The organism is Cupriavidus sp. R6-3 (assembly GCF_059772245.1).
This window is the reverse complement of sequence record NZ_JCBAJO010000036.1, coordinates 1-17369: the sequence shown is the minus strand read 5'-3', so window position 1 is coordinate 17369 and position 17369 is coordinate 1. Positions and strand designations below refer to the sequence as shown.

Below are 17369 nucleotides of genomic sequence, written 5' to 3'. Positions count from 1 at the left end.
ACCCGAGTCTAGCTGGGCAGCACCGAATGGGCGTCGATCTGGAGGCTACGTTTGAAAACTGCAGTGAAGGATGTTCAGGGGCGGCGGGCCGCGCGCCTCGACCTCGGCGCGCAGCGCGATGCGAACCTCGGCCGTGACCACGCGCGTGGGTTCCACGACGCTCTTCAGCACTGGCAGGAAGGCCGGAAGCTGCGGTGAAACATGGTCCGCGCTCTTGGAATCTGCCTGGCAGTGCGCCAGGCAGAGCGCACTCTGGTCAGTGCCTTGGTCGCTACCGCCAGCCGCCATATCGGCACAGGATTCGGTCATTGCCGCCGTCGTGCCGCTGCCTTCCACCTGATAGCGGCTACCGGTACAGGCGTACGCGGCCGCTGCCAGTTGGACTGTCAGAAACACAACGAGAAGGAGGCCGGCGAACCAGGGATGCCGGCGGACCGAGTGACGCAAGAGTTCTTTGCGGTGGGCGTGATAGTCGCAAGGATACTGTCTTTTGCGGGTAATGCAACCGGACCTTTCGCCCCGGGTCTTCTCGCAACGTGGCCCAAGTTTCCGAAGGATCGTGTCCTTGACCTTCCCACCGGGGCAAGGTCTATCGTTGAGTCATCGAACCCTGGATGCCATCCACCCCGCAGCTTGCTCAAGTTGCGTGTCCGAGACAACAGGGATTGAAGGTAAGGAGCACATCATGAATATTGGACAAGCCGCCGGCGCATCCGGCGTCTCGGCCAAGATGATCCGCTACTACGAAAGCGTTGGTCTTGTGACTTCAGCCGCACGCAGCGCGGGGAACTACCGGGTGTATGGTCAAGCTGACATTCATACCCTGCGCTTCATTGGGCGAGCGCGGGCGATGGGCTTCTCGATGGCCCAGATCCGCGAGTTGCTCGGGTTGTGGCAAAACAAACGGCGCGCGAGTGCAACGGTAAAGGCGATTGCGGAACAGCGAATCCAGGAGCTGGACGCCCGCATTGCCTCACTGTCCAGCATGCGTGACACGCTCCTGTACTTGTCGCGACATTGCGAAGGCGATGACCGCCCCGAATGCCCGATCCTGGATGAGTTCAGCGGCGAACCGCCGAAACATCGAGCGGCAGTACGTGCAACCAGGCAGTGAGCGCGATGACCACGAGCGATCGACAACGGCAATCTCTCGACCCTGCCTCACATCACGCGATGGCAGCAGCGCGAGACGATGAGCACGTAGGGCACGGCAGCGGAAATGCGCCGAATCGACGAGACCATGATTCCACCAGTCACGGCGCTGCCGTCTGTGGGGCCAGTGCACGCGATCCTGTGTGTGGAATGACGGTCATGCGGGATGTGCCATACCAGGCAAGCTATGCCGGGGCACAATACTTCTTCTGCAGTGCCGGCTGCCAGAAGCGGTTCGAGGCCGAGCCGACGCGCTATGTCGAGACACCAAGCGTTTCGGCGCCCGATGAAGGCGAGACGGCGCCGGGCACGACCTATACGTGCCCGATGCACCCCGAAATCCGCGAGGACCATCCCGGGACGTGCCCAAAGTGCGGCATGGCACTCGAGCCGCTCATGCCAAGCCTCGACGACGACCAGAATCCCGAACTCGCGGCGTTTCGCCATCGCTTCTGGTGGACCTTGCCGCTGACGATCGCCGTCGTGTCGCTGGTGATGCTTGGGGACCGCCTCGGGGTGCTGGAGCCCGCGACGCAAAGCTGGGTGGAACTCGTCTTGTCCGCACCGGTGGTCCTCTGGGCAGGCTGGCCCATCTACGTCCGCTGCCTCCAGTCGTTCCGAAACCGCAGCCCGAACATGTGGACGCTGATCGGTCTGGGTACGGGTACGGCGTTCGTCTACAGCGTCGCCGCCACCGTTGCCCCAGAGCTGTTTCCCCGCGCCTTTCTCATGCACGGCCGGATCGCGGTCTACTTCGAAGCCGCGGCCGTCATCATTTCGCTGACGTTGCTCGGCCAGATCTTCGAGTTGCGGGCGCGCTCGCAGACCTCGGCAGCCATCAAGTCGCTGCTCGGCCTGGCCCCCAAGACGGCACGCCGCCTCAATCCGGACGGCAGCGAGGCCGATATTCCGCTCACGCACGTGCATGTCGGCGATCTCCTGAGGGTCCGGCCCGACGAAAAGGTGCCCACGGATGGCGTCGTGAACGAAGGGGCCAGCGCCATCGACGAATCGATGATCACCGGTGAGCCTCTGCCCGTCTCCAAGCGCGTCGGCGACCACGTGATCGGCGCCACCATCAACACCTCGGGCAGCCTGGTGATGCGCTCAGAAAAGGTCGGCGCCCAGACGGTGCTGTCGCAGATCGTGCAGATGGTGGCCCAGGCACAGCGCTCCAAGGCGCCGATGCAGCGGATGGCGGACCGGGTCGCCGGCGTGTTCGTGGTGGTGGTCGTAACCATCGCCTTGCTCACGTTCTTCGCCTGGGGCGTCTTCGGCCCCGAGCCGAGCTGGGTCTTTGGCCTGGTCAATGCGGTGGCTGTACTGATCATTGCCTGTCCCTGCGCGCTGGGATTGGCCACCCCATCCATCATGGTGGCCAGCGGGAATGGCGCGACCAAGGGCATTCTGTTCCGGGACGCGGCGGCCATCGAGCAATTCCGCAAGGTCGACACCCTGATCGTGGACAAGACCGGCACGCTGACAGAAGGCCGTCCGAGTTTTGAACGGGCCTATCGTGTCGATCCGTTCACGGAAACCGAGGTGCTTCGTTTGGCCGCGAGCCTCGACCAGGGCAGCGAACATCCGCTAGCCGCGACCCTCGTCACCGCCGCGCGTGAGCGCGGCCTGGCCCTGGCGAAGGCGGAGGATTTCGCCTCGGACACGGGCATGGGGGTACGCGGCCGCGTCGGTGGCCACCAGCTCGTGCTGGGCAACACCGCCCTGATGCAGCAGGAACAGGTCGACGTTGCACCACTGGCGTCTCAGGCGGATACCCTGCGGCAGCAAGGCGCCAGTGTCATGTATCTGGCGGCAGATCGAACATTGGCCGGTCTGCTTGCCGTCTCCGACCCCGTCAAGGCCAGCACGCCCGAGGCTCTGATGACGCTCAGGCAAGCCGGGGTCCGCGTGGTGATGGCGACAGGTGACGGCGCTGTCACGGCGAAGGCGGTAGCCGGTCGCCTGGGCATCGACGAGTTTCATGGCGAAGTGAAGCCGGCCGACAAGCTGGCGCTCGTCGAGAAGCTGCAAGGGGAAGGCCGCGTGGTTGCGATGGCGGGCGACGGCATCAACGACGCGCCGGCATTGGCAAAGGCCGATGTGGGCGTTGCGATGGGAACCGGCACAGATGTGGCGATGCACAGCGCCCAGATGACCCTCGTCAAGGGCGATCTGCGCGGTATCGCCCGAGCACGCGAACTCTCCGAGGCCACTATCGCCAACATGCGGCAGAACCTGGGCTTCGCCTTTATCTATAACGCGCTGGGTATCCCGCTGGCGGCGGGGTTGCTGTACCCGTTCACCGGCTGGTTGCTGTCGCCGATGATCGCGGCATTGGCCATGAGCCTGAGTTCCGTTTCAGTGATCTCCAATGCGCTACGACTCAGACGCCGCGTGGCGTAGCTATTGTCATGTGTGAATTCGACTCTACCAACCCGTGTCTCCTTGCCTTGCTGCCCAGATCGGGGGGCTAGACTAGGACAAATGCTGGCGTGATTCATGAAGCATAGCCGCAGCCCCTTCACTCGCTTGCTTGCGCTGCTGTTGTTGGCCTTGTGCGCTGACCATCAACAGGACGGTCGGCACTGGGCCGACAGCAACGGTCACGGGCCCGATCTCGGTGTCTTGCCGACTATGGCTGGGCTTGAACACGTTCTGCCGCCCACGCCATACACCTTCCGCATCTTCCACACGGCTGACAGCGCGAACAACTCGCCTGGTCCGGTCTATCTCGCAACGGCCCGCTTGCGCATCTGATCTATCCCTACGCGTGGCCCACTTCGGCCACGTGCTTGACTTTGGTGGCTCTACCCGAGCGTGGGTGCTCTGACCCGTTGCGGTTGAGCCAGACAAAACCGAATACTGGGGAAGATCATCATGCATTCCACTCTCAAGACTCTCGTTCTCATTTCACTCGCCGTCGCGACCGCGCAGGCGCTCGCGGGTCCCGACTGGGACGTCATCAATCGCGCGCGCACTGCAGCGCAACACCCTGCGGCGACCTCCAGTACATCAGCCTCTCAGGCATCGATGTTGGCGCGCTGCAATGCAATGATGAAACAAATGGATTCCCAGTCGACCGGCGGCGGCAGCCCGATGGGGCCTTCCGAGTCCAAGTGACTGAGGGTGCTTCGGCCGACCAGGCAAAGCATGCATCCGTGCAATCCGGCCTCTGGCATCCGCCCTGAGGGAGCCGGACTGACTGTCTGCCCGCCCACTTGTCTGGTACTGGATTGGCGCGTGGTCATTGAATCGCGATCGATAAGGAGATCGCCATGAATACGAAATCACTAGTAGCCGCAACCCTAGCCGTGGTGATGCTTGGCGCCAGCGGCTGGTCCGCAGCGGCCGGTGCAACCCGTGGCGCCGAAAGCGCCAAGACGGGTGCACAGGACAAGGGGCACGACATGATGATGGACCACATGATGGGCGGCGGCATGATGGGAAGCTGCCCGATGATGGGCCTGCCACCTGGCAACGAGAAGCTTTCGATGCAGATGCATGCGGACATGATGCAGGCGATGGGCGAGATCATGCGCAAGTACGCGGACAAGATCCAGACGCCACCGACGAAGTAAGGACGCTGTCCAGATCCGAACCATTTGAAAAGGAGTACCACCACCATGAAATGCAATCCGAAAGCAATGATCACCGCAGGCATCGCTCTGGCGGCAATGCTGGCAGCCGCCTATGCCCTATTGCCGCCGGTCCGAGCGCTTGTCCTGGGTATTGGGCCGTATCTCCTGCTCTTGATCTGCCCATTGTCGATGTGGCTGATGATGAAGAGCATGAGCGCGCAGGACGATCAAGTGGGCGGAATGACCGAGCAAGCGCCAAAGCAGAAGCCCCATCCATTTCGAATCAAGGAGTGACAGGACGGCAGAGCAATTGGCACGCATGGCGGACGCGTACCCGGGCCGCCAACGAAGAGAGAGGTAACACGTGAACAAATCGTTGATATGGAGAGTCCTCTTGATCGTGTTCGCCATCATCGGCGTGCTGCATCCTTTGGCGCGGTAGGCATGCTCGTGATGCATCAACGCATGATGGGCGGGTTCAGTCTTTGCTAGCCCGGGTGCAAGCTGGGGAGCAGCGCCTGAAGTAGACGGGCAAGTGCGTGCCCTCCTGCCATGGCGAAGCAAGGGGACTCGGCAACCTTGTGGGAAATTGATGCTTGCAAGGCAGGAAGAGCAAGACCTGGCCCACCGCTTCGCGGCGGACTATGAGGCGTATCGCAAGCGGGTGCCCGTGTTCTTGCCGGGCCGCTGCCAATGGGCGCAGCTATTGGGCAAGCTCTGGGAGTGAGCGGTTGGGCAGCCAGTCACGTTGCTGGCCACATGCCCCCCCGGGATTGGAGTAAATCGCCATGAACAATCCGACGGCAGACACACAGAGCGCACGCCAGCGCCGATTGCTTCTGCTGGCCACCGGCGCCATGGGAGGCGTAGGCCTGGTCGGCGCCATGGTGCCATTCGTGGCCAGCATGGCGCCAAGCGACGCCGCAAGGTCGCGGGGCGCGCCCGTCGATGTGAGGCTCGGCGCCGTGGAGCCAGGGGGACTCGTCACCGTCGCCTGGCGCGGCAAGCCCGTCTGGATACTGCACCGGACCCGCGACATGCTGGCGCGTCTGGGCAGGCACGATCGCCTGTTGAGCGATCCCCTGTCCCAGAAGGACCAGCAGCCCGCGTATGCGAGTAATGCGACACGCTCGCTCCGCCCGGACTTCTTTGTGGCGGTAGGCATCTGTACCCATCTGGGATGCGTACCGACCTATCGCCCGGACGTCGGCGCGGCGGACTTGGGGGATGACTGGCCTGGTGGCTTTTTTTGCCCTTGCCATGGTTCCAAGTTTGACCTGGCCGGCCGCGTGTTCCGCAACGTCCCAGCGCCGCTCAATCTGGAGATCCCACCGCACGCGTATCAAGGCGAAACCCGTCTGGTGATCGGCCAGGATCGCAATGGAACCGGATGATGACTTACCCCGACAGTGCACTGCTGATCGTCCAACCCTGCGTTGTCAAGGAGGCGCCCATGAGTACCATATGTGTTATTGCCATCGTGCCCTCTGAGCTTTTGGAGAAGCTGGAGAAGCGCCTCGCAACCGTCCACGCGCCCGGATTGACCGCAACGAAAGTCAAGGGGTACGGCGAGTATCGGAATTTCTTCTCGAGCGATCTGACCACCCGTGCACACCAAGATCGAGATCTTCGCGGAGGAAAGCGACGTCGAGGCCATCACCAAAGCGATCATCGAGGTAGGACAATCCACCGTGCCAGGCGCCGGGATTGTGGCGGTAATCGCCGTCGAGAGGTTCTTGCATCTACACGTTCCCCCGGGAGCGTCAGTGGATACAGCCGAATGACCCGAATCGGCTGGTGCGTTGGGTGCCGGCGGGGATGAGCGCCCATGAATGCGGCGAGGCACAGATCGGCCGCAGGGCCAGATAACGATGCCCGTTGAACGGAGTTGCGGCGGCACGTGGCACCGGTCGGAATGCAAGTGGCACGAGCCGCGGCATTGCGTGGCCGGTAATTCAGTTCCAGAGGTGGGCTATGCAAACTGGCATGGCAGTGGCGCGTACGGGCGACACCGGGCGAGTATGGCGCTTGGCTCCGGGGCAATTCCTCCTGGGGCTGCTCCTCGTCACGTGGCTCTGTATCGCGGGCGCCGCTGGCGTTTCCCGCGCCGTGGGCGAGGAAGATCTTCTGCCGCCTGAGCGGGCCTTGCGCTTTGCGGCCCGGCAACTCGACGAACACGCCATCGAGGTGCACTTCGACATCGCGGACGGCTATCACCTCTACCGTGAGCGATTCGCCTTTGCTGCCCGGCCGGCAGGGGTGAAGCTCGGTACACCTGTGCTTCCACCAGGGCAGGTTAAGTACGACGAGGCGTTTGGCAAGGAGATGGAGATCTACCATGGTGGCGTCAAGATTCGCGTGCCAGTGGAGGTCACTCCTGCGGATGGCGAATGGACGCTGGTCGTGACATCGCAAGGCTGCGCCGACAAGGGAATCTGTTATCCACCGATGGAGAGCGTATACAAGGTGGGCGGCAGCCCGCTCGGCGGGCCTATTTGATAAGCGCGAGGGTGGCACGCCAATGGCGATGCTTGTGCCACCGACTGCAGTAACCTCTCCCGGAGCGGGCGAATACCAGGGCGGGCATGCGATACCGGAGATCGTGCCACATGGCGATGACGGCGACCGCATCATTCGCGCGCTGACCAGCCACCAGCTTGGGGCAATCGCGCTGCTCTTCCTCGGCTTCGGCCTGCTGCTGACGGTCACGTCGAGCGTGCTGCCGATGGTGCCGATCCTTTGGTCCATCGTCGTGGGCGAGCACGTGACACGCAGCCGTGCGCTGATCATCTCGCTAGACTACGTGCTCGGCTCGGCGGTAGCCTATGCCGGCGTCGGCATGGCCACCGGGTGGCTCGGTGAGAGGGTCTTGACAGGGCTGCTGACGCCCTGGGCGCTCGGGGCCTTCGCCACGTTGCTCGTGGCCCTGGCGCTATCGATGTTCGGGCTCCGCGCGCTGCTGCGGCAGCCCCGATCGACGACATCCGCACAGCAGCTGGATCGTCGGGCTGCCGCAGCACTGGGGGCGATGTCCGCGTTGGCCGTCGCGCGCATCATGCCGGCGCCGCTATCGAGCACGCTCGCCTATCTCGCACGAACCGGTGATGCCATGACCGGAGGCGGTGCGTTATTCGCATTGGCGATCGGCATGGGGTTGTCGCTGGTGCTGGCCGGCGTCGCCGCCGGCAATCTCCCGCCGCGCGCCGGGCACTGGCTGGAGGTGACCAAGCGTTGCCTTGGCTTTCTGCTGCTGGGCGAGGCGAACTTGGGTGATCACCCCGCTATTGCCACCCTGGGCCGTGATGGCAACGTGGGCCGCTCTGCTGCTGATCGCCGCAGTTTTCCTGGGCGCCTTCGATTCGCTTGGCCCCAAACCGCATGGCGTGGCCCGGCTGGGCAAGGGCCTGGGCCTGATCGCCGCGCTGGCGGGAACCATCCTGTTGGTCGGGCTGGCGTCGGGCGGGCGGGATCTGCTGCAGCCTCTGTCGCACCTGCGCACTCGCCAGTCGTCGCCAGCCACCGCCGCCGACCACGCGGTGGTGCACTTCGCGCGGATCCGCTCGGTGGCCGAGCTCGACGCACGTCTGGCGCAGGCCGTTGCGGCCCGCAAGCCGGTACTGCTCGATTTCTATGCCGACTGGTGTGTCAGCTGTAAGGAGATGGAGACGACTTTCAGCGATCCCGGAGTTCAGACGCAGTTGGCCGGGGTTGTCGTACTTCGAGCTGATGTGACACAAAACAACGCCGACGACAAGGCGTTGCTAAAGCGCTTCGGCCTATTCGGGCCGCCCGGCATCATCTTGTTCGGCGCCGATGGGCGAGAGAGCCCGGTGCGGGTCATCGGCTATCAATCCGCATCGCGTTTCCTTGATAGCCTCGAGCGCGCCTTCGGTAAGGAAGGCAGGCCCTAAGGATGACATCACCGACTCCAACCCGCGAGGATAACGGCACAATCCGAAAAAAAATGGGCTATGCAGTGCGCCACTGCGATGGTGAGTCCGGCGTGCTCGTCGCACTCGGCAGCAGCCGATGGGCGTAACGTGCAATCGGAAAATCGAAAGTACCACGCAAATTGATGCCTTCCAGACGAGTCGGCGCAATCTGGCGCAAATCCTCGGCACGCATGGATTCGCCGCCGATGGCCTCAATCGCGTCCAGCGCGCGCTGCATGTGCAGCGTGTTCCAGGCCATCACGGCATTGGACAACAAGGTCAGAGCCGACGACACCGCCGCCAGCGACGCATCGTGCCGGGTCAATTCCAACGGAATCTTGCCATAGTGGATGGCCCGCTGCACCGTGTGGACCGCCTCGCCGCGGTTCAAGGCATGCTGCATCTCATGGCGGAACGCGGGATTGGTGAAATAGTCGATGAGGAAGATCGTGCGAAACAGCCGCCCGAGATGCACGCCAGCCTCATAGATGGGTTGACCTTTCGCCGCTGCACCGAAACGCATCAGGGCCTGCACTGCCGTACATTGCCCCGCTTTGCACCGATGCCGCGATCCGGACCAGTTCGTCCCAGGCACGTTCGATCAAGACCAGCCGGACATCCGCGTCCGCCACCGCAGCCAATTCCGCCGGTATCTCGTGATCCCTGGGCACATGCAGGCGGCGATCGCGCAGGTGGGCAAGCCGCGGGCAGAGATCGAAGCCAAGTAGCCGGGACAGGCTCATGGCGAAATCGGTGTAGCCATGGGTATCGACCGCTAGTTGTGCCACGTCTTCCGATCCGCTCTGGCGGATGACGCCCTCAATGGCGACACCGGCCTGCCGCTCGTTCAGTAGGATCGGCTGGTCATAGAAGATGCCCCAGCGGTCCCGGACATGCGTGTACATACCGATCGATGCCGTGCGCCGGCGCGGATCAGCCCGTGCCCGCCAGACTGTGCGCGTGGTCTCCAGCGACATCATGTCCGACGACGCCAGATCGGCGCGCCCCCAGTGCTGGGCGATCGGGTGCTGATGCATGAAGATCAGGACGGCATCGGCGGCCTGGCGCAGTTTGCGCTCGTCCGCGATGCGATGCATCATTTGCCGGATCGCGCTGGGCGACAACTCCGGCACCATCCGTGCGAGGTCCGCCGCCGACATTGAGGTGCCGTGCGCCAGCACTGCAGCGTAGATCATCAGCAGCTCGCTGCGCGAATGCGGTTCCCGACCCAGCAGGAGCCAGCTGAAGTGGGTGCTGCTGTCAATCTCCAGCAGGATTTCGGGCAATTGTCCACCGGGGTGCCGCTCGAACAGCGCGCGTCGCAGCGCCTCCACAGAGGCTTCCGGTTTCTTTGCCGTGAGCGGATCGATATGGATGGCGCTATCAATGTTCAGCTCCCCACGCTGGACTGCATCGCGCAACCTGGCGAGCCCCGCGTCCAGGTGCGCCACCACAGGATCGAGGAACGCCTTGGCGTCCTGCGGCAGCTTGAGATGACCGTAGAAATGGTTACGCCGGGCTTGCCAATCCTCTTTGGAGATGAGTAGGGCCGCCTGACTGCGGAAGGCGAAGCTGTGGTCCAGGAAGACCGAGCCATTGCGCAGCGCCACCCGCAGGGCAAACAGCGTCCCCCACTCGAAGGCGGCCAGGGCCCGCTTGCGATCCAAGCCCTCTAGTGCTGGCTGCCAGGCGCGTCCCAATCGAACCATCACCCGATCAGGGAGCCAGTCGGCCCTGCGCGCATAGAGCTTGCGCAGTACCTCCATTGCCTCGATCACCGGGTGGGCCGACTGTGCCGCAAATGGCAGATGAACCAGTCTGCCCAGCAAGGCACGGGATAGCCTGTGTCGCGACAGGAGTTGCGCGCGGATGAGGCTGGCACGGCTCGCTAGATGCTGACCAGCTGCCTCGTCAGCCAGATTGCTCAGTTGCTGACAGAGGGCATCCCTTGTCTGCGTCTCGTCTGCGACCAGCGCTTTGACGGCGGCAGCGAATTCCCCCAACTTGGTACCTGGGTCCGGTCGGCCCGCGTCAATTAGGCGTCCGGCATCGTTGACGCATTTGCGAATCCAGTGCCGCAGCATGGACGACAATTGATCCGTGGCCGCGCATAAGGCATAGCGTAAAAAGCAAGCCGATTCCAGGCGGCGGGACTGTTGCGCGACCCGCTTGCTGACCGACGCCGGGCGGTTGGCACAGCGCCGCGCATAGTGCCGCACCACCGCCTCATTGCAGGCTGCCGGCCAACCGCTGTGGATGCCCAGCTTGTACAGGCGGTCGATCTTGTCGAACAACTCGCCCATCTGATGGGTCGAATTGCGTAGCGGGACAGCCCACAGCCATTGTTGTAGGCTCGGCCGGTCGTTTTCTGGCCGCGGTAGCAGGGCACCCCACGCATCGAGGGAAACCTCGCCGTAGGCCTGCACCAGCGCGTCAGCCAGGGCCGACTCGAATGCCTCTCCGGCCTGGCTGATCAGCCGCTTCAGCGCTCGGTCATGCGGAATCAGGATGCGATGCTCGTAGAGCCAGCGCTTCAACTCGTGCAGCAGGTCACTGCGGCTCGGTTGCCCTGCCAGCCGCTCCTTGAGCCAGCGCGTCACGTAACGTCGCTGATGCTCTGCCATCGGGCTGAACCCCAGGGCTTGGTAGGCCAGCATCTGATGGTCCACCAAGGTATCGGTGCGCCCGTCATACAGCGCGCTCAGCGTGCCCATGTCCGGCGGCGTGATGCCGAGTTGCGCGCCCACAAAGGCCCAGAGGAATTTTGGCACCTGCTTGTAGGCATCGAGGGTGCGCCCCGTCATGCGGACAAAGCCAATGTGAACGGCACAGGCCAAGCGGTACAAATGGCTGCGCCGCGCATGGATCAGGGCCCGCTCTTTGGCGGAGAAGGTGAAGAACGTGGTAAGCTCAAACTCGCTGAGTTCGCGCGGAATCTGCCGCATGCCCAGATACGCCAGTTGCCAGTGATCCATCGCGCTCTCCCAAGCGTAAGACGGACCGCTGAGGTTATCGGCAATGAGACCGGGACGCAACGTTTCGACACAATAAGTGCGCTATGAGGCAATCGCGCCCAACTGGCGACAGTAGACAGCAACTTATTGATTTACTGGGGTATTTTCCCGGACGCCGCCCGGAAACCCGCGTGAATGCTAAGGGTGGCTACCCCGGTAAATTGCACCGAAATCAAGGGGACGCCGATCACCGCCGTCATGCCGAGCAGGACCATCCCCACGGCGCGGGTCGCTAGTCCCAGCAACAGCAGAGCTGGGGCGGTCAGCTCGATTGACACCGCCAGGTAGGCCGCAGACTTCGAGGGCACCAGCGGCACCCGGTAGTCCCCGCGGAACAGTTCGAGGGCGGTATTCCAGTTGGCCAGCTTGGCCATCGCCGAGTTCCAGACGGTTGGCTTTTTCTCAACCCGCACAGCAAGACAGTTGCGTGACGTCCTTGGCAAAGGTCTGCGCCGCGAGCTTCAGCCCCTCGACCATCGTCAGGTATGGGAACAAGTGGTCGGCCAGCTCTTGCACGGTCATCCGCGCCCGGATCGCCAGCGCCGCCGTCTGGATCAGCTCACCCGCTTCAGGCGCCACCGCCTGCACGCCGATCAGGCGGTCCGATCCTGCCTCGGCAACCAGCTTGATGAAGCCGCGCGTGTCGAAGTTGGCCAACGCGCGCGGCACATTGTCGAGCGTGAGCAGGCGGCTATCGGTCTCGATGCCGTCGTGGTGCGCTTCCGCCTCGCTGTAGCCCACGGTGGCGACCTGCGGGTCGGTGAACACGACCGCCGGCACGGCGCTCAGATCAAGCGCGGCATCGCCTCCGGTCATATTAATCGCCGCGCGGGTGCCGGCCGCCGCGGCCACGTAAACGAACTGCGGCTGGTCGGTGCAGTCGCCGGCGGCGTAGATGTGTTGCGCGGTGGTTCGCATGCCGTTGTCGATGACGATGGCGCCCTGCGCGTTGACCGTCACCCCCGCCGCCTCCAGTGCCAGCTCACGCGTGTTCGGCGCGCGGCCGGTGGCGATCAGCAACTGGTCGGCGCGGATTTCGCCGTGCCCGGTAGTGAGCACGAATTCGCCGTTCGCGTAGGCCACTTGGCTGGCCTGCGTGTGTTCCAGCACCGTGATGTCCTCGACACGGAAGGCGGCCGTGACGGCCTCGCCGATGGCCGGATCCTCGCGGAAGAACAGCGTGCTGCGGGCCAGGATCGTGACCTGACTGCCGAGCCGGGCGAAGGCCTGCGCCAGCTCCACGGCCACCACCGACGAGCCGATCACGGCCAGCCGCTTAGGAAGGATGTTGCTGGCCAGCGCCTCGTTCGAGGTCCAGTACGGGGTGTCCTTCAGACCGGGGATCGGCGGCACAGCCGGACTGGCACCAGTAGCGATCAGGCAGCGGTCAAACGCCACCTCGCGCTCGCCGCCTTCGGCCAGGCGCACGCTCAAGGTGTGTCCGTTCTGGAAGCAGGCCTCGCCGCGCAGCACCGTGATGGCCGGCGTGCTCGCGAGGATGCCCTCGTACTTGGCGTGGCGCAGCTCATCGACACGCCCCTGCTGCTGGGCGAGCAGGCGCTCGCGCAGGATCGCCGGTGGCGTGGCCTGGATGCCCCCGTCGAACGGGCTTGCGCGGCGTAGATGGGCAATGTGGGCCGCGCGGATCATGATCTTGGACGGCACACAGCCAACGTTGACGCAGGTGCCGCCGATGGTGCCGCGCTCGATCAGGGTCACCTCGGCGCCTTGCTCGACGGCCTTGAGGGCCGCCGCCATCGCGGCGCCGCCGCTGCCGATGACGGCGATGCGAAGCCCGCAGCCTTCGCCTGCGGATTTCTCACCGCGGCCCAGCCAGCCGAACGCCTTGTCGAGCAGGCTGCCGCGCTTTTCCGCCGGCGGGGCCTCGGCGAGCATGGCCCGGTAGCCGAGTCCGGCCACGGCGCCAGTCAGCGCATCTGGCGACGTGCCGGGTTCGGCGGCGATTTGCGCCGTCCCCTTCGGGTAGGACACGACCGCAGACCGCACGCCCGGCACCTTCTCCAAGGCATCCTTGACGTGGACGGCGCACGAGTCGCAGGTCATTCCAGTAATCTTCAAGTGGGTCATACCACAGTTCCAATGTTCACTTCGGCAGCGGCCAATGCGGTCAGCCGCGCTTGACCGGGGGTTCACAGGCGTTCGGTGCCCCGCAGCGCTTTGCCGGCGAGATGAAGTCCCAGATCGATACGCCGACCATGAAACTCAGGCCGACATAGAGCAGCGCCTCGCTGCGCCGGCCAACCGTCAAATACACCGCCGTCAGTACCAGGAGTGGGCCGATCACGCCGAGTGCGGTCCGTTGCCACTGCCGATGGCTAAACCAGGCAGTCGCATTGGCGAGTAGCGCGATACCAGCGAACACCCGCAGCAGAACGCTAATGAACAGCCCTTCGTACTGGCTCAGGAAGCCTAGGCCAATAGCCGCGCCCAAGCCGGCGATGGCGGGAAAGCAACTCGCGCAACCCATCGCCGAGACGATACCGCCGAGCGCCCCTGCCTTGTTGGTCACGCGCGTGATCCGTCCCATGCGGTCACTCCCATGTTCGATCCGGGGCTTACCGCTTGACGCTGGACGGATAGCCCGCGTCCTCGGTCGCCTTGGTCAGTTTCTGCACGCTGGTCTTGGCATCGTCGAAGGTGACGACGGCCTGGCGCTTCTCGAAGCTCACTTCGGTCTTGGTCACGCCGTCGACCTTGGAGAGCGCCTTTTTGACCGTGATCGGGCAGGTTTCGCAAGTCATGCCCGGCACGGACAGCGTGACGGCTTGCATGGCGGCCCACGCCGGAGCAACGGCGGCGAGAGCGAGGGCGGCAAACAGCTTCTTCATGGCGAACTCCTGATCAGTAGAACCATGGCATCACGTAGGGAAAGCCGAGCGCAACCAGAACCAGCAGGGCGACGACCCAGAAAATGAGCTTGTAGGTGGCGCGTACCCGCGGGATAGCGCAGGCCTCGCCCGGCTTGCAGACTTGCGCCGGGCGTAAAACGCGCCGCCAGGCGACGAACAGAGCCAGCACTGCGGTGCCGAGAAACAGCGGCCGATATGGCTCCAGCGCCGTTAAATTCCCGATCCAGGCCCCGCTGAAACCGAGCGCGATCAGGAGCAGCGGCCCCAAGCAGCAGGTGGAGGCGAGGATTGCGGCGATGCCACCGGCAAAGAGCGCACGGCGCCCGGCTTGCAGTCGTGACATGCGTTTTTCCTTTCTTAGTAGGTAGGGATAGCGTAACCTTACTTCCGTACTTATGTACGGAGTCAAGCGATATGCGGAGCGGATTGGAGAGCCTGACCATCGGCGCCTTCGCCAAGGCGGCTGGTGTCAACGTGGAAACGATCCGGTTCTACCAGCGCAAGGGGCTGCTGCCAGAGCCAGATAAGCCCGCCGGCGGGATTCGTCGCTATGGCGAAACGGATGTGGTCCGGGTGCGCTTCATGAAATCGGCGCAGCGGCTGGGATTCAGTCTGGAAGAAATCGGTGAACTGCTTCGCCTGGAGGACGGCACCCATTGCGAGGAAGCGAGCAGCCTAGCCGAGCGCAAGCTCAATGACGTGCGCGCAAAGCTGGCCGACCTGAGACGCATGGAGGCCGTGCTGTCCGAACTGGTGGGCGCCTGTCATGCCAGCCAGGGTAACGTATCCTGCCCGCTGATCGCAGCGCTGCAAGCGGGATAAGTGCGCCAAAGGACGTAGTGGACGCGGGCTACGCTGCCCCAGTTCGTTCCGGCTTCTTTTGTACGGCTTCGGCGCAGCCAGCCTCATATGCCCCGTATCGAGGGGCAAGCGACCTAGTCGAGTCAGACATCGTCGGGGGGACAAAGCGGCACCAGCGGGCGCAGCGCTTGCAAGGCGCGCTTGTGCTGTAAGATCCAGTCGTACATTCCTCTACGACGCCCTCGGCTTGGCCAACGAGGGGCGGCCCAGTGGTTGGATACGACAATGTGGCGCCGTGTAAGTGCCATGCCGGTGTTGGCCCTGCCCGAGAACGGTCGTGAAGTCGTAACGCCGGTGAATTGCGGGTTCAGGCAGCGCTAGGCCAACGCACCTCCGGAAGCGATCGCAGCGGGCGGAATTTTCCATCTTGGAGCTTTTGGCTCTGACGCCACACGTAGTCGCCGGTCAGGTTGATGTGTTCCCAGCCGAGCGGCGACAGGTACGAAAACAGGGACGGATCGATGGGCATGCCGCGCTCCACCAGCGCCTGCACGGCACGTTCAAGGTAGACCGTGTTCCACAGGACGATGGCCGCGGTGACCAGGTTCAGTCCGCTGGCACGGTAGCGCTGCTGTTCGAAGTTGCGATCGCGGATCTCGCCAAGCCGGTAGAAGAACACGGACCGTGCCAAGGCGTTGCGCGCTTCCCCCTTGTTGAGCCCCGCATGGGAGCGCCGACGCAGTTCCAGGTCCTGCAGCCAGTCCAAGGTGAATATCGTCCGCTCGATGCGGCCGAGCTCGCGGAGGGCGACCGCCAGTCCGTTCTGTCGCGGGTAGCTGCCGAGCTTGCGCAGCATCAGCGAGGCGGTGACCGTGCCCTGCCGGATCGACGTCGCGAGGCGCAGCACCTCGTCCCAGTGCGTGCGAATCAGTCTCTCTTTGTACGCGCCGCCGATCATAGGGGCCAATGCCGGATAGTCGTCAGGATTGCCGGGGATGTACAGCCTTGAGTCCGCGAGGTCGCGAATGCGCGGGGAGAACCGGAACCCGAGCAGATGCATCAGGGCGAAGACGTGGTCCGTGAAGCCGTTGGTGTCCGTGTAGTGCTCCTGGACCCGCAGGTCCGACTCGTGGTACAGCAGGCCGTCGAGCACATAGGTGGAGTCACGGACGCCGACGTTCACCAGCTTGGAGTGATACGGCGCGTACTGATCCGAGATGTGCGTGTAGATCATCCGGCCGGGCTCCGAGCCATACTTTGGGTTGACGTGGCCGGTGCTTTCGGCACGGCCGCCCGCCTTGAATCGCTGGCCATCCGACGATGAGGTGCTGCCATCGCCCCAATGGGCAGCGAACGCATGGGCGGACTGCGCGTTGACCAGATCCGCCAGGCCCTGAGCATAGGTCTCGTCCCGAATATGCCAGGCCTGCAGCCAGGAGAGCTTGGCGTAACTGGTGCCCGGGCAGGATTCCGCCATCTTCGTTAGCCCGAGGTTAATGGCGTCGGCAAGAATGGTCGTGAGCAGCAGCGTCTTGTCGGCGGCAGGCTCACTGGTCTTCAGGTGCGTGAAATGCCGGGTAAAGCCGGTCCAGCCGTCGACTTCCATCAGCAGTTCCGTAATCTTGACGCGCGGCAGCATGAGCGCGGTCTGATCGATCAGGGTCTGCGCTTCCATCGGGACGGCCGCATCGAGCGGCGAGATCTTCAGGCCCGACTGAGTGATGATCGCGTCCGGCAGCTTGTTGGCGGCGGCCAACCGGTTGGCGGTGGCCAGCTTCAGTTCAAGCAGCCCGCGCCGCTCGCTCAAGTAGCGCTCGCAATCGGTGGCGATGGGCAGGGGCAGCAAGCGGCTCTGTCTGAGTGCGACGAATTTCTCGGCGGGCAGCAGGTACTCATCGAAATCCTTGAACTGGCGCGAGCCCTGGACCCAGATGTCGCCGGAGCGCAGGCGGTTTCTGAGTTCGGACAGCGCGCACAGCTCATAGTAGCGACGATCGATGCCGTTCTTGGTGCGTACCAGTG

General features: G+C 63.9%; 15 protein-coding genes and 3 pseudogenes. 9 read left to right on the top strand and 9 right to left on the bottom strand.

From position 1 onward, the window contains the following. Nucleotides 1-45 precede the first annotated feature (45 nt). A complete protein-coding gene (locus AC6EI8_RS09260; protein WP_062799365.1) occupies nucleotides 46-447 on the bottom strand; it encodes a hypothetical protein in 402 nt (133 codons plus the stop codon). A gap of 238 nt (nucleotides 448-685) precedes the next feature. On the opposite strand from AC6EI8_RS09260, the gene cueR reads away from it, so the two are divergent. The 7 genes from cueR to petA all read left to right on the top strand — a co-directional run bounded on the left by cueR (nucleotide 686) and on the right by petA (nucleotide 6124). Then, nucleotides 686-1114 (top strand): Cu(I)-responsive transcriptional regulator, encoded by a 429-nt coding sequence (gene cueR, locus AC6EI8_RS09255; RefSeq protein ID WP_062799367.1) that lies wholly within the window; start codon nucleotides 686-688, stop codon nucleotides 1112-1114. Nucleotides 1115-1119: 5 nt separating this feature from the next. Next, the gene (locus AC6EI8_RS09250; protein WP_371558780.1) at nucleotides 1120-3555 is read left to right on the top strand and encodes a heavy metal translocating P-type ATPase; all 2436 of its coding nucleotides are present in this window, start codon (nucleotides 1120-1122) and stop codon (nucleotides 3553-3555) included. A 96-nt stretch (nucleotides 3556-3651) separates the two neighbouring features. After that, nucleotides 3652-3909 (top strand): hypothetical protein, encoded by a 258-nt coding sequence (locus AC6EI8_RS09245; RefSeq protein WP_062799371.1) that lies wholly within the window; start codon nucleotides 3652-3654, stop codon nucleotides 3907-3909. A 120-nt stretch (nucleotides 3910-4029) separates the two neighbouring features. After that, the gene (locus AC6EI8_RS09240; protein ID WP_116359830.1) at nucleotides 4030-4272 is read left to right on the top strand and encodes a hypothetical protein; all 243 of its coding nucleotides are present in this window, start codon (nucleotides 4030-4032) and stop codon (nucleotides 4270-4272) included. Between the two features lie 155 nt (nucleotides 4273-4427). Next, a complete protein-coding gene (locus tag AC6EI8_RS09235) occupies nucleotides 4428-4730 on the top strand; it encodes a hypothetical protein (RefSeq protein ID WP_062799373.1) in 303 nt (100 codons plus the stop codon). A gap of 45 nt (nucleotides 4731-4775) precedes the next feature. Next, nucleotides 4776-5024, top strand: a complete 249-nt coding sequence (locus AC6EI8_RS09230; RefSeq protein WP_062799375.1) for a DUF2933 domain-containing protein — start codon at nucleotides 4776-4778, stop codon at nucleotides 5022-5024. 494 nt (nucleotides 5025-5518) lie between these two features. Continuing rightward, a complete protein-coding gene (gene petA, locus AC6EI8_RS09225; RefSeq protein WP_062799377.1) occupies nucleotides 5519-6124 on the top strand; it encodes a ubiquinol-cytochrome c reductase iron-sulfur subunit in 606 nt (201 codons plus the stop codon). A 162-nt stretch (nucleotides 6125-6286) separates the two neighbouring features. Here petA and AC6EI8_RS09220 read toward each other — a convergent pair whose 3' ends face one another. Beyond that, on the bottom strand, nucleotides 6287-6472 hold the full coding sequence (locus AC6EI8_RS09220; protein WP_170265909.1) for a hypothetical protein: 186 nt from the start codon (nucleotides 6470-6472) through the stop codon (nucleotides 6287-6289). 232 nt (nucleotides 6473-6704) lie between these two features. Here AC6EI8_RS09220 and dsbD point away from each other — a divergent pair. After that, nucleotides 6705-8641 (top strand): annotated as a pseudogene (dsbD, locus tag AC6EI8_RS09215) (protein-disulfide reductase DsbD). 58 nt (nucleotides 8642-8699) lie between these two features. Here the strand turns inward: dsbD and AC6EI8_RS09210 are convergent. From AC6EI8_RS09210 to merT, 6 genes and pseudogenes are all read right to left on the bottom strand, one after another. Continuing rightward, nucleotides 8700-11637: pseudogene (locus tag AC6EI8_RS09210) on the bottom strand (Tn3 family transposase). A 218-nt stretch (nucleotides 11638-11855) separates the two neighbouring features. Beyond that, nucleotides 11856-12119 (bottom strand): annotated as a pseudogene (locus AC6EI8_RS09205) (DoxX family membrane protein); the annotation flags it as partial. Next, nucleotides 12079-13764, bottom strand: a complete 1686-nt coding sequence (gene merA / locus AC6EI8_RS09200; protein WP_062799379.1) for a mercury(II) reductase — start codon at nucleotides 13762-13764, stop codon at nucleotides 12079-12081. The gene merA and the pseudogene AC6EI8_RS09205, both read right to left, overlap by 41 nt. Before the next feature lie 40 nt (nucleotides 13765-13804). Then, nucleotides 13805-14224, bottom strand: coding sequence for an organomercurial transporter MerC (merC, locus tag AC6EI8_RS09195; RefSeq protein ID WP_062799381.1), 420 nt, complete (start codon nucleotides 14222-14224; stop codon nucleotides 13805-13807). 28 nt (nucleotides 14225-14252) lie between these two features. Further along, nucleotides 14253-14525: a mercury resistance system periplasmic binding protein MerP gene (merP, locus tag AC6EI8_RS09190; protein WP_062799383.1), complete on the bottom strand. Its 273-nt coding sequence runs from the start codon at nucleotides 14523-14525 to the stop codon at nucleotides 14253-14255. 13 nt (nucleotides 14526-14538) lie between these two features. Continuing rightward, entirely contained in the window at nucleotides 14539-14889 is a 351-nt protein-coding gene (merT, locus tag AC6EI8_RS09185) for a mercuric ion transporter MerT (RefSeq protein WP_062799386.1), read from the bottom strand. 71 nt (nucleotides 14890-14960) lie between these two features. Between merT and merR the strand changes: the two genes are divergently transcribed. Then, nucleotides 14961-15368 carry a mercury resistance transcriptional regulator MerR gene (gene merR, locus AC6EI8_RS09180; RefSeq protein WP_062799388.1) on the top strand — a complete coding sequence of 136 codons (408 nt, stop codon included), beginning with the start codon at nucleotides 14961-14963 and terminating at the stop codon, nucleotides 15366-15368. Between the two features lie 346 nt (nucleotides 15369-15714). On the opposite strand, the gene AC6EI8_RS09175 is transcribed toward merR, so the two are convergent. After that, the coding region (locus AC6EI8_RS09175; RefSeq protein WP_498381795.1) for a Tn3 family transposase at nucleotides 15715-17369 on the bottom strand (1655 nt) is incomplete at its 5' end.

What these genes read in the sequence shown, in the direction of transcription:
- cueR (WP_062799367.1), top strand. Translation starts at nt 686, where the DNA reads ATGAATATTGGACAAGCCGCCGGCGCATCCGGCGTCTCGGCCAAGATG.
- AC6EI8_RS09250 (WP_371558780.1), top strand. Translation starts at nt 1,120, where the DNA reads ATGACCACGAGCGATCGACAACGGCAATCTCTCGACCCTGCCTCACAT.
- AC6EI8_RS09245 (WP_062799371.1), top strand. Translation starts at nt 3,652, where the DNA reads ATGAAGCATAGCCGCAGCCCCTTCACTCGCTTGCTTGCGCTGCTGTTG.
- AC6EI8_RS09240 (WP_116359830.1), top strand. Translation starts at nt 4,030, where the DNA reads ATGCATTCCACTCTCAAGACTCTCGTTCTCATTTCACTCGCCGTCGCG.
- AC6EI8_RS09235 (WP_062799373.1), top strand. Translation starts at nt 4,428, where the DNA reads ATGAATACGAAATCACTAGTAGCCGCAACCCTAGCCGTGGTGATGCTT.
- AC6EI8_RS09230 (WP_062799375.1), top strand. Translation starts at nt 4,776, where the DNA reads ATGAAATGCAATCCGAAAGCAATGATCACCGCAGGCATCGCTCTGGCG.
- petA (WP_062799377.1), top strand. Translation starts at nt 5,519, where the DNA reads ATGAACAATCCGACGGCAGACACACAGAGCGCACGCCAGCGCCGATTG.
- AC6EI8_RS09220 (WP_170265909.1), bottom strand. Translation starts at nt 6,472, where the DNA reads ATGCAAGAACCTCTCGACGGCGATTACCGCCACAATCCCGGCGCCTGG.
- merA (WP_062799379.1), bottom strand. Translation starts at nt 13,764, where the DNA reads ATGACCCACTTGAAGATTACTGGAATGACCTGCGACTCGTGCGCCGTC.
- merC (WP_062799381.1), bottom strand. Translation starts at nt 14,224, where the DNA reads ATGGGACGGATCACGCGCGTGACCAACAAGGCAGGGGCGCTCGGCGGT.
- merP (WP_062799383.1), bottom strand. Translation starts at nt 14,525, where the DNA reads ATGAAGAAGCTGTTTGCCGCCCTCGCTCTCGCCGCCGTTGCTCCGGCG.
- merT (WP_062799386.1), bottom strand. Translation starts at nt 14,889, where the DNA reads ATGTCACGACTGCAAGCCGGGCGCCGTGCGCTCTTTGCCGGTGGCATC.
- merR (WP_062799388.1), top strand. Translation starts at nt 14,961, where the DNA reads ATGCGGAGCGGATTGGAGAGCCTGACCATCGGCGCCTTCGCCAAGGCG.